Source organism: Streptomyces sp. IBSBF 2435 (assembly GCF_036815005.1).
In the GTDB taxonomy this organism is placed as follows: domain Bacteria; phylum Actinomycetota; class Actinomycetes; order Streptomycetales; family Streptomycetaceae; genus Actinacidiphila.
Genome location: NZ_JAJSYW010000072.1, coordinates 1 through 14147 on the forward strand (window position 1 = coordinate 1; position 14147 = coordinate 14147).

At 75.4% G+C, this 14147-nt stretch carries 10 protein-coding genes; 3 read left to right on the forward strand and 7 right to left on the reverse strand.

The features are described 5' to 3' along the window. Positions 1-852: biotin-dependent carboxyltransferase family protein (locus V7E46_RS16210; RefSeq protein ID WP_333769066.1), on the forward strand; the 852-nt coding region annotated here is incomplete at its 5' end. Between the two features lie 239 nt (positions 853-1091). Here the strand turns inward: V7E46_RS16210 and V7E46_RS16215 are convergent. The 4 genes from V7E46_RS16215 to V7E46_RS16230 form a co-directional block, all read right to left on the reverse strand. Then, complete coding sequence (locus V7E46_RS16215; RefSeq protein ID WP_333769067.1) at positions 1092-1874, reverse strand: DUF6461 domain-containing protein; 783 nt, start codon at positions 1872-1874, stop codon at positions 1092-1094. Positions 1875-2148: 274 nt separating this feature from the next. Next, positions 2149-3294 (reverse strand): glycosyltransferase, encoded by a 1146-nt coding sequence (locus tag V7E46_RS16220; RefSeq protein WP_333769068.1) that lies wholly within the window; start codon positions 3292-3294, stop codon positions 2149-2151. Next, the gene (locus tag V7E46_RS16225) at positions 3291-4409 is read right to left on the reverse strand and encodes a glycosyltransferase family 4 protein (protein ID WP_333769069.1); all 1119 of its coding nucleotides are present in this window, start codon (positions 4407-4409) and stop codon (positions 3291-3293) included. The genes V7E46_RS16220 and V7E46_RS16225 overlap by 4 nt, the downstream gene beginning before the upstream one ends. Positions 4410-4590: 181 nt before the next feature. Beyond that, positions 4591-6018 carry a HEAT repeat domain-containing protein gene (locus tag V7E46_RS16230; protein ID WP_333769070.1) on the reverse strand — a complete coding sequence of 476 codons (1428 nt, stop codon included), beginning with the start codon at positions 6016-6018 and terminating at the stop codon, positions 4591-4593. A 452-nt stretch (positions 6019-6470) separates the two neighbouring features. Here V7E46_RS16230 and V7E46_RS16235 point away from each other — a divergent pair, with 452 nt between their 5' ends. Continuing rightward, the gene (locus V7E46_RS16235; protein ID WP_333769071.1) at positions 6471-7943 is read left to right on the forward strand and encodes a PP2C family protein-serine/threonine phosphatase; all 1473 of its coding nucleotides are present in this window, start codon (positions 6471-6473) and stop codon (positions 7941-7943) included. Positions 7944-8050: 107 nt separating this feature from the next. On the opposite strand, the gene V7E46_RS16240 is transcribed toward V7E46_RS16235, so the two are convergent. After that, positions 8051-9529, reverse strand: a complete 1479-nt coding sequence (locus tag V7E46_RS16240) for a DNA-binding protein NsdB (RefSeq protein WP_333769072.1) — start codon at positions 9527-9529, stop codon at positions 8051-8053. A 227-nt stretch (positions 9530-9756) separates the two neighbouring features. Here V7E46_RS16240 and V7E46_RS16245 point away from each other — a divergent pair, with 227 nt between their 5' ends. Next, on the forward strand, positions 9757-10839 hold the full coding sequence (locus tag V7E46_RS16245; RefSeq protein ID WP_333769073.1) for an aminoglycoside phosphotransferase family protein: 1083 nt from the start codon (positions 9757-9759) through the stop codon (positions 10837-10839). Positions 10840-10863: 24 nt separating this feature from the next. On the opposite strand, the gene V7E46_RS16250 is transcribed toward V7E46_RS16245, so the two are convergent. Together V7E46_RS16250 and V7E46_RS16255 are read right to left on the reverse strand one after the other, a co-directional pair. Beyond that, positions 10864-11364, reverse strand: a complete 501-nt coding sequence (locus V7E46_RS16250) for a hypothetical protein (protein WP_329181323.1) — start codon at positions 11362-11364, stop codon at positions 10864-10866. 81 nt (positions 11365-11445) lie between these two features. After that, positions 11446-14139, reverse strand: a complete 2694-nt coding sequence (locus V7E46_RS16255) for an ATP-binding protein (RefSeq protein WP_333769074.1) — start codon at positions 14137-14139, stop codon at positions 11446-11448. Between the last annotated feature and the right edge of the window lie 8 nt (positions 14140-14147).

The window sequence follows — 14147 nt, forward strand, 5'->3', positions numbered from 1 at the left end:
GCGCTGACCACCGTGCAGGACAGGGGGCGGGCGGGGTTCGCGCATCTCGGGGTGCCGCGGTCCGGGGCACTCGACCTGCCCGCGCACCGGCTGGCGAACCGGCTGGTCGGCAATGACGAGCGGGCCGCGGGGCTGGAGACGACGGTGACCGGCTGCGCGCTGCGGGCGTCGCGTGCGGTGCTGGTCGCGGTGACGGGCGCGGCCTGTCCCGTACGGATCGACGGCCGCCCAGCGGCCTGGGGCGCGCCGGTGGTGGTGCCGGACGGCGCGGTGCTCGACGTCGGCGCCGCGACGACGGGGCTGCGCAGTTACGTCGCGGTGGCCGGCGGGCTGGCCGTCAAGGCGGTGCTGGGCAGCCGGGCCACCGACCTGCTGTCCGGGCTCGGACCCGCGCCGCTCGCCGAGGGCGATGAACTGCCCGTCGGCCCGGAGCGGAACGGCAGTTGCGCGGCGGACGTCCTGCCGTACGGCGCGGCCGGGTCGGAGCTCGTGCTGCCGTTCCTGCCCGGGCCGCGTGACGACTGGTTCGCGGCAGGCTCCCTGGCCGCCATGGTCAGCGGGGCCTACACCGTCTCCCCCGCCTCCAACCGGATCGGCCTGCGCACGCTCGGCCCCGCACTGCGCAGGGCCGCCGGGCGGGACGGCGAACTCCCCAGCGAGGGAATGGTGCCGGGCGCTGTCCAGGTGCCGCCGGACGGCCGCCCCGTCGTCTTCCTCGCCGACCACCCGACGACCGGCGGCTACCCGGTGATCGGCGTCGTGCCCGAGGAGTCGCTGCCCGCCGCGGCCCAGTCCGCGCCCGGGACCAGGATCCGCTTTGTCGCACTGCGGTCCGGCCGGCCCGAGCTGTGAGCGGCCGGGATGGGCGGTCGGCGCCCTGCCGACGGCACGTCATGGCCCGCGCCCGTGCAGGGTGTTTGGCCCTCGCGGTGGCGTTCGCCTCGTCCGGTCCGCGGCCGGTTGCCCGCGCTTCCGGGTGAGTGCCCCTTGCGGGCGCGCTGCTTGCCTGCGGCGCCCTCGTGGTCGCTCGCGACCGTTGCGGACCGGACTTCCCGAGCCGAACACCGGTACGTCCGCGCTTCATGCATGTCCTAGAGGGGATCGGTCCTCGGTCGGCCGGCGCGGGCGCGGGGCGTGGCTTCCTCGACCTGGGCACGGGTGGCCTTGCGGTAGAAGCGCTCACCGTGGGCGTCGGTGATGTCGACGACGGCAGCGGTCCACTCCTCGGCGGGCTCCTCAGGGACGAGCCCGACCCGGTAGTGCGCGTCCCTGAGCACCTCCTCCGTCAGCCGGACCCCGGTGAACCGCTCGGTCAGCGCGAGGACCGCCGCCTTGTCGTCGAGGGGGTCGCTCGTGCTGTCCTCGACGTCCGAGAGGTCGCAGCCGGCCTCGCGCATCATCGGGAGGAGGGCGTCGGGGGTGCTGCCGTCCCTGAAGGCGGGGCCGTCGAAGGCGGTCCGCAGCTCCCCGTCCTCGTACCAGGAGAAGCCGGCCAGCGGCTTGCCACCGTTGCTGAAGTGCGCCACGGCCCGGCCCCCCGCCGAGAAGGCCTCCATGAAGCGCGGCCGGATGCCCGTGCCGCCCCGTGCGATTTCCCAGACGAGCGTCCAGTCGCCGCCCTCCCCCGGCACGGTGAAGGCGCCCGCGAGGAAGGAGTCGTCCGAGTAGTCCATCGGGTCGCACAACTCGTCCTGGAGCTCGGTCAGGTCCTCGGCCCCCGCACATGTGCCCCGCGGCTCCGCGCCCATGGCCCGCAGCACCTCCTCCGGAGGCACGCCCCGGACCAGGGCCATGCTGTACCCGCAGTCCAGCGCGTTGCCGAACAGCGGGGCGGAGCGTATCCAGGCGTAGTCGTCCGCGGTCACCGAAGTCATGTGCCCCAGTCTGCCCGCCGCCACTGACAGCGCGTCACGCCCAGCCGCCACCCCGGCACCGGCCTCGAAACCTCCCGACACCGCGTGCACATCGGCTGCCGGGGCTCGCCTCCTCTGCCGCAGAGGGCAACCGCCAGAGGCGCGAGGAACTGCGCGCGCACCCACAACGCGGCCGTCGCATGGAGACGAGCAGCACCCCCCAGGGGCGACTGCGCGACCAGCCACGACGGGCCGTCGCATGGAAACCGGCGGCCACCGCCCACAGGGCACCGGGTCATCGGGAGGCGGCGGCCCGCGTCGCGGCACGGTGGGCGTCGAGGAAGGCGGCCACCGCGGCCGGCCAGGTGTACAGCTCGGCCCGCCGCCTGGCGCGCTCGCGGCGTACGGCCGCGGGCACCGCAAGGAGGCGGCGGACCGCGTCGGCGTACTCCGCGGGGGTGCCGGCCGCCGCGCCGGCCGGGCCGATGAGCGCGGGCAGCGCGGACCGCGCGCTGGCCACCACCGGCGTGCCGCAGGCCAGCGCTTCGAGGGCGGCCAGCCCGAAGGTCTCCACGGGCCCGGGGGCGAGCGCCACGTCGGCGGTCGCGAGGATCGCCGCGAGGTCGTCGCGCCGCCCGACGTGGCCGAGGAAGGTCACCGGCAGCCGGCTCGCCCGGGCACGGGTGGCGAGCCGGCTGCGCAGCGGCCCGTCACCCGCGACGACCAGCGCGGCGTCCACCCCGGCCCGCCGCAGCCGCGCCAGCGCGTCGAGCGCGTCGTCCGGCCGCTTCTCCGGGCTGAGCCGGGAGCACAGCACGAGCAGTACGGCGGCGCCGTGGCCGTACCGTTCCCGCAGTGCGGGGTCGTGGTGGCCGGGGTTCAGCCCGGCGAGGTCGACGCCGAGCGGGGCGCGTACGACATTGCGTGCCCCGATCCGTTCGAATTCGGCCGCCGCCCAGGCCGTGGTGCACACCACCCGGGTGTAGGCGTACACGGTGCGCCGGTTGAGGGCGTCGGCGGCGCGGCGGGCGGTCCCGGCCGGCAGGCCCCACGTGCCGAGGACGCCGCCGGCGCTCTCGTGGGAGACCATGACCGCGGGCACCCGGTGGCGTCTGGCCCACTCACCGGTCCAGCGCAGCGTGGTGCGGTCGGACACTTCGAGCCGGTCGGGCGCGAGCTGTTCGAGCAGCGCGGCGACGGGCGCGCGGCGGGCCAGTACGCGGTAGCCGCCGGTGCCGGGGATCTCGGGTCCCGGCAGGGTGATGACCCGGCCCTGTGGGGTGTGCTCGTCGGACGCCTCGGGTCCGGGGACGACGAGCACGGGCTCGTGGCCTGCCGCCGCGTACCCCTCGCCGAGGTGGCGCAGCGCGGTGCGCAGGCCGCCGGAGACGGGGGTGACGAAATTCGCCACCCGGACGATGCGCAGGCCGGCGGCGGTCATGCGGCGGCCGCCGCCCGCTCGCCGAGCACCTGCGCGTAGTGGCCGAGGAGCTGGTCGCCGACGGCTTCCCAGCTGCGTTCGGCGACGGCCTCGCGCGCGGCCCTGCCGTAGCGGACGCGCAGCCGCGGCTCGGCGTGCAGCAGCCGCACGGCGGTGCGCAGGGCGAGGTCGTCCCCGGGCGGCACGAGCAGGCCGGTCCTGCCGTGGCCGACCAGGTCGAGCGGGCCGCCCGCGGCGGGGGCGACCACCGGGACACCGCTGGCCATGGCCTCCTGGACGGTCTGGCAGAAGGTCTCCAAGGGGCCGGTGTGGCAGAAGACGTCGAGCGAGGCGTAGATGCGGGCGAGGTCGCCCCCGGTTCTGCGTCCGAGGAAGACCGCGCGCGGCAGCGCCTGGCGCAGGCCGTGCGCGCTGGGTCCGTCGCCGACCACGACGACCTGGACGCCGGGCAGTTCACTGGTGCCGGCCAGCAGTTCGATGTGCTTCTCCGCGGCGAGCCGGCCGACGTAGCCGACGATCAGCTCGCCGCGCGGGGCGAGTTCCCGGCGCAGTGCCCCGTCGCGGTGCCCGGGGTGGAAGCGGGCCGAGTCGACGCCGCGCGGCCACAGGTGGACCCGGGGCACGCCCTGGCCGGTGAGCGCGGCGACCGAGGCGGTGGAGGGCGCGAGGGTGCGGGCGGCGGCGGTGTGCACGGCGCGGATACGGCGCCAGGCGGCGGACTCGCCGGCGTTCAGATAGGTCCTGGCGTAGCCGGCCAGGTCGGTCTGGTAGACCGCGACCGCCGGGATCCGCAGCCGGGTGGCGGCGGCCAGGCCGCGTACGCCCAGGACGAAGGGGCTGGCCAGGTGGACGAGGTCGGCGCGGTGCGCGGTGATGGCGGCGGCGGTGCGCCGGCCCGGCAGCGCGACGCGCACCTGCGGGTAGCCGGGCAGCGGCAGTGAGGGGACGCGGACGACGGGGCAGGGGTCGTCGGCCTCGTGGTCGTGCGGTCCCGCGGGCGCGAGGACCAGCGGCTCGTGGCCGCGGCGGGCGAGGTGTTCGGCCGTGCGCAGCGCGCAGTGGGCCACTCCGTTGACGTCGGGCGGGAAGGACTCGGTGACGATGGCGACTCTCATACCGACGTTGTCGCCGTACCGGACGTTGTCAGGGCCACGAGGATCTTTCCCGTAGGGGAACGCCCCGTGAGCGTTGGGCCGCGGCCATGCGCCGCGGCCTGGACATCCACGACGCAATGCCCCATCCGCCCCGCCGGGCCGGGTGCCCGGCGGCGGGAGGCGGGTCGGCGGCCCCGCGGTGTCAGCGGGAGGTGCCGCCGGAGCTGAGACGGCCGCGGACGGCGGTCTGGACCTCGGCCTCCTCCGCGGGATCGGCGGCCAGGCGGCGCAACTGGGCCAGGACGCGGACGTCGCCGGAGGTGGCGCGGTGCGCGGCCAGTTCCCTGGTGGCCTCCTCGCAGTCCCACAGGCACTCGACGGCGAAGCCGGCCGCGAAGCCCGGGTCGGCGAGCGCCAGGGCGCGGGCGGCCGTGCCGCGCAGCTGCGAGGAGGACGTCTCACGGTAGAGGTGCCGCAGCAGGGGCGCGGCGCGGCAGGCGGCGAGCCGGCCGACGCCCTCCACGAGCGCGTCGAGCCCTTCGGCGTCGGCGCCGCCCGCCTGCACGGTGCGGCGCAGTGCGGCGAGTACGAGGTCGGCGTCCGCGGGGCCGCCGCGGCGGGCGAGCATCCGGGCGGCGGCGCCGCCGAGCGGGTCGGTGCGTACGGCCCAGTGGCGGGCGCGCACCAGGGCGGCGTCGTCGCGCATCCGCTCGAAGGATTCGACGGCGGCGCGTACGACGCGCTCCTCGACGGCCTCGGCGGCGGCCTCGATCAGGTCGAGGCACCGCGGGTCGCGGCGGTCGCCGAGGTGGCGCAGGGCGGCGGCGCGGGCGGCGGACGGGCCGCGCTGGGCGGCGGCCAGCAGCGCGGGGCGGTCCTCGGCTCCCGCGACGGCGGCCAGGCAGCGGGCGGCGGGCTGGTCGCGCTCGACGACGGGGTGGGCGTCGAGGCCCTGTTCCGCCCAGTCGAGGACGGCGGCGACGCTCCAGCCGGGAGTGGGGCCGGCCGACCGCATTTGGCGCTGCCAGCGGTCGAAGCTGACCTGCTCCGCGGCCTTCCTGACCCGTGCCGCGGTGGCGGGCTGCGCGGTGTCCTCGGCCCACAGCTGCCAGGGCCGCGGTTCGTACGCCTCGCGGACGGCGCGGGCCAGGGCGGCGTCGCCGTCGGGGGTCCGCGGGAAGCGGCCGACCACGGCGGGTCCGAGCCTGCGCAGTCCGGCTTCGCCGTCGCGTACGGCCAGCTCGTCGAGCGCCCACTCCCAGCAGCCGCCGGTGGCGGCGTAGCGCCGCAGCAGGCGCAGCGCGTCCCGGCGGCCGTAACCGGCCAGGTGGCCCAGTACGGACAGGGCCAGGCCGCAGCGGTGCTCGTCGGGGACGATCAGGTCGTCGGGGTGGAAGAGGTGCTGTTCGATCCCGTCGAGGGGGCCTTCCAGGTCGGAATAGAGCCGCGCGTAATAGAGGGAGCGCGACTCGACCCGCCAGTCGAGCCGGGGGTCGCGCAGCACGCAGTGCTCCAGGGCGGCGAGTGCGTCGGCCCGCGGCGCCGCGAGGGCGTGCAGGGGACCGTCTCCGCGCCCCCGCTGGAGGAGGCCGAGAAGGGTGCCGCTGGGCGCTATGTCTGGGTCGAACATGAGGTCAGCATCCGGTGCGGGGGGTTCCATGGCAACGGGATTTCCGCTGCTGATGCCCGGCATCCTTACCGGCCACCGGGTATTTCATGCCGGGCGGCAGGAGTGGACCCCGTGGGGACGGGCGGCGGCAGCCTACCGACTCGGGGGCGGGATGTCGCTTCCGGGCGTGCCGCAAAGCGGGGCATGACGGCTCCCGGGCGTCGGGCGGGCGGGGGGGGGGGGGGGGGGGGGGGGGGGGGGGGGGGGGGGGGGGGGGGGGGGGGGGCCGGCCGCCCCCCCCCCCCCCCGTGGCCGGAAACCCACTGGGCATTCGGCATATGTCCCAAGCACCACCAGATCGGGTATCACGGAAACCCTTACGCCCCATCGCTCCCTGTGCAACAGTCGTTACCGGCCCCTTCCGTCCGCCACGGCCGTAGAGCGCCTGCCAGCAGACACGTTCGGAGAGCGTCATGCCGTCCCCAACGCACGCGGATCACACCGCCGCGCAAACCCCGGATCCCGGTGCGGTGGACGCGCTGATCTCCCAGGCACGCCGGCTCAGGACACGGGTCGACGCGGTGCTGGGGGACAGCGACGCCGCCGAGGATCCGCGGCTGCGCTGGCAGCGCGCGCTGTGCGACCTCGCCGTGCACCAGCTCGACGACCTCGGCGCCCACCTCGGGCAGCTCAGGGACGGCCTGGACCCGGAGGACCTGCCCGCTGACCGGCTGCTGCTGCTCGATGCGCCGCTGCAGCCCGGCGGACCCGGCGCGGCCGTGGTGGGCGCGCTCGGCCGGGCCGGCAGCGCGCAGTGGGATCTGCTCACCGACGCCGCGCAGTGGTCGGACGAGCTGTACCGGATCTTCGGCCGCGCCCCCGAGGACGGCCCGCTCACCCTGGACGAGCTGCCGTCCTGGCTGTTCGCCGAGGACCAGTCGGTGCTCACCGAGATGGTGACCGGCTGCCTGGTGGACGGGCGGCCGATCGACGGCGAGTTCCGTATCGTGCGCGCGGACGGCTCGGTGCGCACCGTGCACATGGTGGCCGAGCCGGTGGTCGGCGCCGACGGCGGCACCGAGTCGATGTGGGCGGTGCTGCGGGACGTCAGCGACCTGCGGCGCAGCCAGCGGACCCTGCGGGAGACCCGGGAGTCGCTGCAGCGCCAGCGGCAGATCGCGCAGACCGAGCGGCGGATGGCGGTCGAGCTCCAGGAGGCCGTGCTGCCCCCGTGGCGGGGCGCCCAGCGCTTCCCGCAGGACGGCGGGCCCACCACCATGGACCTGGCCGCGCATTATCTGCCGTCCGCGACCAGCGCCCTGATCGGCGGCGACTGGTACGACGCGATGCAGCTGCCGGACGGCGCCTCCTTACTGACGGTGGGCGATCTCACCGGACACGGGGTGACCGCCACGTCCGGCATGGCGATGCTGCTCGGCGCCCTGCGCGGGATGGCCGTCGCCGGGCTGCAGCCGGGCCCGCTGATGGGCTGGCTCAACGAACTGCTCGACACCTCGCCGCAGCCCGCCCTCGGCAGCGCCCTGTGCTGCCGCTACGATCCGGCCACCCGGGTGCTGGAGTGGTCGCAGGCGGGCCACCCCGCCCCGCTGCTGTTCCGCAACGGGGCAGGGCGGACCCTCGATCCGCCGGACGGCGTCCTGCTCGGCGCCACCTCGGGCGCGCAATACGCCCAGGCGCACGAGCAGCTGGCCTCCGGCGACCTGCTGGTGCTGCACACCGACGGCCTGCTGCCGCGGCGCACCCTTGCGGACAGCCCGGTCACCGGCCCGCCGCACACCGACCGCGGCGGGCACCGGCTGCTGTCGATGGCCCCGCTCTTCGCCGCCGCCAGGACCGCGCAGGACTGCGTACGGCTGGTGGCGGAGGAGTTCGGCGCCCCGGACCGCGAGGACGACGCCTGTGTGCTGATCGCCAGGATCGTCTGACCGCCGGCTCTGCCGCGGACTTCGGGCGGGTGCGGTCGCAGGAGCTGCTGTCCGATCCGTTCGGTGCCGGGCCGGTGATATGCCGCGGGTGCGGCGACGGGTGCTGCTCAGACCTCCCGGTAGCGGATGCCGCCGCCCTTCTTCCGCGGCGGCATCGTCGCCTCGATCTCGCGCCGCAGGCCCTGGACCCGGCTGTAGCCGGCGTAGCGCCCGGTGAGGCGGTACATCTCACGCAGCCGGTCCCAGGTGCGGTGCGAGGAGGTCTGGCCGATCGTCAGCAGCGCCATCCGGGCGTAGGTGTCGGCCTGTTCGGGATCGTCGGCGAGGAAGCAGGCCGACGCCAGCGTCAGGTAGTCGAAGATCGTCGACCGCTCGTGGCCGGCGCTGCGCAGGCTGATCGCCTGCTTGGCGTGCTCCTGCGCCTGCACGGCGGCCGACGGATCGTGCTCGGCCAGCGTGCGGTAGGCGAGCGCCTGCATGCCGTGCAGATCGGCCTCGTCGAAATTCTGCATCCAGCTCGGCGGGGCCACATCGCCCTTGTCCGACCCGAACAGCTCCTCGGCCTCGCCGAGGGTGCGCCGCATCGCCTGGCCCTGTCCCATGGACGCCTGCGCCCACGCCTCGATGCTGTGCAGCATCGCGCGGGTACGGGGCTGGGCCTGGTCGCCCGAACCGGACTTGGCGAGCTGCATCAGGTCGATCGCCTGTTCCGGCTGCCCGAGGTGCACCATCTGCCGGGCGGCCCGGGACAGCGCCTCACCGGCGCGCGGCCGGTCGCCGCCTTCGCGGGCGGCGTGCGCGGCGATCAGGAAATACTTCTGCGCGGTGGGTTCGAGCCCGATGTCGTGCGACATCCAGCCGGCCAGGACCGCCAGATTCGCCGCCACCCCCCACAGCCGGCGCTGCAGCTGCACCGGATGCCGGTAGGAGAGCATGCCGCCCACCTCGTTGAGCTGGCCGACCACCGCCTTGCGCTGGAGTCCGCCACCGCGGGCGGCGTCCCAGGCGCGGAAGATCTCGACCGAGTATTCGAGGGACTCGATCTCCTGGGAGCCGACCGGCGCCACCTCGTAGCGGTCGTAGTCGGCCTGCTCAGCGTGCAGCGGATCATCGATACGCGGTGCGTCCGCCGCGAGGGCGGGGTCGGAGTGCAGCCAGTCGTACATGGCATTGCTGATTACGGTGCCGGAGGCGAGCGCGGCGCCCGCGCCCACCAGACCGCGTCGGTTGAACATGAGGTCCATTCCCGTGAATTCGGTGAGGACCGCGGCTGTTCTTTCCGGCGGCCACGGGAGGCCGTCTCCGGTCTGTTTCTTCCCCGTCTGCCGCCGCCGGTCGAACCCGAGATCCTCAATGGTCACGACACGGCCGAGACGCTCGGTGAACAGTGCGGCCAACACTTTCGGCACGGGTTCGCGCGGCGATTCACCGGTGTCGATCCAGCGGCGGACCCGCGACGTGTCGGTCGCCAGCTGCGGGTGGCCCATGGCCGCCGCCTGCCGGTTGACCAGCCGCGCGAGTTCGCCCTTGGACCAGCCGGTGAGGCCGAACAGGTCCGCGAGTCGGGTGTTGGCACCATTGCCCACGTCAAGCCCCCAGGTTCCTCGGCGTTGTTGACACTATTCCCCCCGGCAATCGCCCCGCGAGTATTCGCCAGGGTTCGCCAGGCTTCGCCAGATGGTCTGCCACGGGCCGCCGGGTGTCAGGTAGGAACGCGCCACCCCGCCCCGACGCCGCATTCCCCAGGGTGCGGCGCTAGGCCGGGGTCGGCGCCCCTGAACTCGTAGGCACGCGAAGGGATCTGCTTCTTCCCATGTATTCGGCATCGGCCTCCGTGTCCGCCCCACCCCGCCCCGCTTACCCCGTCGCCGCGGGGTCCGCCGTCAGATCCCGACCGCCCGCCGGCCTGCGGCGCGGGACGCTCGGCGGCGCCCATCCGCTCAGCGGGAGACTCGACTTGACCGGCCCGCAGGGGACGCAGCTGCGCACCGCCGTCGCCGCGGTGCAGCGGATCTGTCCCGAGTTCCACCCCGTGCAGCTGCTGCGCCGCGGTGGCCGCACCGCGCTGCTGATCGGCACCTCGGGGCGCTCGCCCGCGGTGGCGAAGTGCCTGCTGGACCACGCGCCGACGTGGGCGGATCGTTTCCGCCACGAGATAGCGGCTTACCGGACCTTCGTCCGGCACCGGCCGCCGGTGCGGGTCCCGCGGCTGATCGCCGCCGACCCGGAGAGCTGCGTGCTGGTGATGGAGCGGATGCCCGGCCGGGTCGTCTCGCCGCAGCGCCACCCGTCGCACCCGCCGACCCGCGGCGACGTGCGCGCCGCCCTGTCGGCGTACTCGCGGATCAACGCGTGGCGCCCGCCGCCGGGTTCGTTCGACGCGCCGATCGACTACCCGGCCAGGATCAGCCGTTACCACGAGCTGGGCCTGCTCACCGACCGCGACATGGGCGACCTGCAGAAGCTGCTGCACGGACTGGCCCACATCCAGGGGCAGTTCTGCCACGGCGACGCCCGGCTGTCCAATGTGCTGGTCTCCCCCGCCGGCCCCTCGCTCGTCGACTGGGAGCACGCAGGCTGGTATCTGCCCGGCTACGACCTGGCCGTGCTGTGGTCCGTGCTCGGCGACGACGAGGCGGCGCGCCGCCAGATCAGCCAGCAGGCGCAGGCCCCGGGCCCCGCCGCGCGGGACGCCTTCCTGGTCAACCTGATGCTGGTGCTGACCCGTGAGATCCGCGCCTACGAGACGGCCGTCCAGCGCACCATGCGCTCCACCGCGCCGGCGGCGCCGGGCGCGGCCGAGACCGGCGAGGAGCAGCGGCTGCTGCTGCGCCGGCTGCACGACGACTGCGGGCTGGCCCGCAGGGCGGTGCGCGCCGCGGTCGGCACCCGCTGACCCCGGTGGGCTGAGTGCGGGGGCTCAGCCGGCCTGGAACATCGCCGCGGGCAGCGGCTTGAGCAGCTGGTAGAGGTCGTCGGTGATCGGCCGGTCCCAGGTGGCGATGGTCACCTGCACACCGTCGCTGCGGTCGAACTGCGCACATGCCACCCGCGACTCGGAAATCTTGATCCGCCGTACGATCAGCAGGCCGTCGCCCTGCCACACCGGTGTGTCCTCGGTCCCGGTGACCTCCGCGGGCTCCTCATTGCCGAGCGCCGCGAGCAGCTGCGCCACCTCGAAGGGCACCTGGCCCTCCTCCAGCTCACGGGCGGGCGAGCCCTCCGGCAGATTGCCGATGAGCATCGCGGGACCGCGCCCGCCGAAGAGGTCGTAGCGCAGATAGATCCCCTCGCACCGCCCGTCGGGTCCCGGCAGCAGCCCGGCCCCGAGGTCTCCCGGCCAGTCCCCCGGGTCCATCGCGAGGACGTCGAAGTCCGGCCCGGTGGGCGTGGCTGCGCTGCGGCGGCGGAGGAAGGACATGCCGCCATGGTAAGGGGTGGCCTGCGCGCCGGGGACCCGCCGCCCACCGGATGCGTGCCGCGGGGGCCGCTCGGGGCGGCGTCAGCCGGCCGTGCGGGGCGCGGCGCTGATCTGGGCCAGTTCGGCGCGGGCTTCTTCGGCCGTGCTGTCGGCGCCGCACCGCAGAGCGGTGTCGAGGCCGCGGCGGAGGCGGACGGCGGCTTCCGCGTGGCGGCCGGCCGCGCGCAGGGCGGCGCCGTGGGCGACCAGGGCGCAGCCGAGCCGGTGGGCCGACGGGGAGTCCTCCAGATGGGTGACGGCCTCGCTGAGCAGTTTGAGCCGCTCGGGGCCGCCGGAGACCTCGGCCGCGACCAGCAGCGCATGGCCGATCGCCGACCTGGCGCCGTACTGCCGCGCCCGGGTGACGGCGTCGAGCGCGGTGCGCCGGGCGCGTTCGGGCGCCTCGTGGGACTCGGCGAGCGCGAGGTGCAGCTGCCAGGGGCACCAGGCGGGGTTGCGCATGCCGCGCGGGTCGAGGCGGCGGCCGACCGCGGCCAACACCGCGGCGGCCTCCTTGTGCAGGCCGCGGGCGAGCAGCAGTTCGCCGTGCACGGCCTGGGCGTCGGGGACGGTGACGGCGGCGGGGAAGGGCTCGCTGAAGGCGTACTCGTCGGCGAGGTCCGCGGCCTGCGCGACGCGGCCGCGGGCCAGCAGGACCTCGATGAGGACGGCGACGGAATACCACTGCACGGGGGTGCCGCGTCCGACCCGGTCGGCGAGCCGCAGTCCGTCGCGGGCCAGCTCCTCGGCCTCGGCGAGCCGGCCGCCCCGGTAGCGGATGTAGCCGAGCAGCACCAGCCCGAAGGACAGGTGCGCGCCGCGCCACCCGTGGCGTTCGAAGTCGGCGATGCCGGTGGCGAACAGCTCCTCGGCGCGCTCGGGCCGGTCGGCGTACATGTACGTCATCGCGACGAGCACGGGCACCTCGAAGCCCCAGCCCTCGTTCGCCCACGGCAGGCCGCCGTCCAGGGCGCGGTCGGCGTGCCGCAGCACGGTGGAGGTGTGCTCACCGCGCAGGTTGGCGTCCCAGGCGCGCAGTCCGATGATGTACCGCTCGGTGAGGTCGCGGCCGGTGAGCCGGTCGGCGAGCCGGGTCAGCCGGCGCGAGCGGCTGGGCGAGTCGGATTCGTCGGCGCGGAAGGCGTCCCACATGAACTGCTCGGCCTGCATCCGCAGCCGGGTGCGGGCGCTGGTGGCGGTGCCCGCGGCGTGCGCGACCACCTCGGCGGCCTCGCTGAGCCGGTCGCTGTGCGCCAGGGACTGCGACAGCCGGAAGACGATGCCGTCGCGCAGCGCGGGGTCGCTGATCGGCTCCTCCAGCGCGGCCCGCAGGTGGTTGACGGTGACGGAGGGCTCGAGGAGCTGGGAGGAGCAGCCCAGTTCGTAGAGCACCGCGGCCCTGTCCTCGTCGGGCGGGGGTTCGCGCAGCGCCCGGCCGAGGTAGGTGCGGGCGGTCTCGGGGGCGCCGGCCCGCAGGGTCTCGCGGGCCGCGGCCCGCAGCTGGCCGACCACCCACGGGTCTTCCTCGGGGTGGGTCTCCAGCAGATGGCGGGCGGCGGCGGAGGGACCGAGCCCGGCGTCGACGATGGTCCAGGCGGCCTGGCCGTGCAGGGCGACCCGTACGGCGCCGGGAATCGCGCGGTAGACGGCGGTGGCGATCAGCGGGTGGACAAATTCCAGGGCGCGGCTGCCGGTGAGTATGCGGGCCTCGCGCAGCCGGTCGGCGCAGTCGGCGGCCTCCTCGCGGCCCAGTCCCGCGACGTCGGCGGCGAGTCCCGGCGGGACCTCGGTCCCCAGGACGGCGGCGGCCCAGGCGAGCCGGACCGTGGAGGGGCCGAGGCGTTCGAGCCTGCTGGTCAGGCCGTGGCCCTTGACGGCGGCGACGAGGTCGCGCAGCAGGTGGGTGCTGGAGCCGTCGGGGGTGAGGCCGCGGTCGAGCACCTTGGCGGTCAGCTCGACGGCCTCGAAGGGATTGCCCGCGGTGACCGCCCAGCACTCGCGGCAGAAGGCGTCGTCCGCGTGGTCGCCGACCGAGTCGCGCACCAGGCGGCCGATGGCGGTCGCGGTGAGGGGTTCCAGGCCGATCGGGCGGTGCCCCGCCCTGCCGGGCAGGCCGCGGAAGGCCACGGCGCCTGCCGGGAGTTCGTCGGGCCGGTAGGCGACGACGATGAGCAGCGCGAGGTCGTCGGCGCGCGGGGCGAAGGCGGCCAGCCAGTTGAGCGACTGCGGGTCGGCCCAGTGGGCGTCGTCGAGGACCAGGACGACCGGTGCGCGCTGCACGACGAGGTGGGTGAGCACCCAGTCGAGCCCGTCGCGCAGGCCCTGCGGGTCCGGGGCGGCACCCTCGGCCGTGCACAGGCCGAGTGCCGGGCCGACGATGCCGTACCAACTGCCCAGCGTGGCCTGGAGGTCGGCCGCGGTGGCGCCCGCGAGCTGCGGTTGCAGCAGTTGCCGCGCCACATGGAAGGCGACCTGCTGCTCCTGGTCGCCGCCGCGTGCGGAGAGCACGGTGCAGCCGTGTTCGGCCGCACGTAGGCGCACCTCGGCGAGCAGCGTGGTCTTGCCGAGGCCCGCGGATCCGGCGAAGGCGAGCAGGCCGCCGCGCCGACCGGCACCGGGCTGCTCGGTGCCGTCCGGTCGCAGGCCGCTGAGTTCGCTGAGCGCCTCGTCGACGGCGACGATTTCCGCCTCGCGTTCGAGCAGCGCGCGCCGACGGTGCGTCTGGCGCTGCGGCATGGTGCACC

Coding starts and splice junctions, on each gene's coding strand:
- V7E46_RS16245 (WP_333769073.1), top strand. CDS start 9,757: ATGTATTCGGCATCGGCCTCCGTGTCCGCCCCACCCCGCCCCGCTTAC.
- V7E46_RS16230 (WP_333769070.1), bottom strand. CDS start 6,018: ATGTTCGACCCAGACATAGCGCCCAGCGGCACCCTTCTCGGCCTCCTC.
- V7E46_RS16235 (WP_333769071.1), top strand. CDS start 6,471: ATGCCGTCCCCAACGCACGCGGATCACACCGCCGCGCAAACCCCGGAT.
- V7E46_RS16220 (WP_333769068.1), bottom strand. CDS start 3,294: ATGACCGCCGCCGGCCTGCGCATCGTCCGGGTGGCGAATTTCGTCACC.
- V7E46_RS16215 (WP_333769067.1), bottom strand. CDS start 1,874: ATGACTTCGGTGACCGCGGACGACTACGCCTGGATACGCTCCGCCCCG.
- V7E46_RS16255 (WP_333769074.1), bottom strand. CDS start 14,139: ATGCCGCAGCGCCAGACGCACCGTCGGCGCGCGCTGCTCGAACGCGAG.
- V7E46_RS16250 (WP_329181323.1), bottom strand. CDS start 11,364: ATGTCCTTCCTCCGCCGCCGCAGCGCAGCCACGCCCACCGGGCCGGAC.
- V7E46_RS16225 (WP_333769069.1), bottom strand. CDS start 4,409: ATGAGAGTCGCCATCGTCACCGAGTCCTTCCCGCCCGACGTCAACGGA.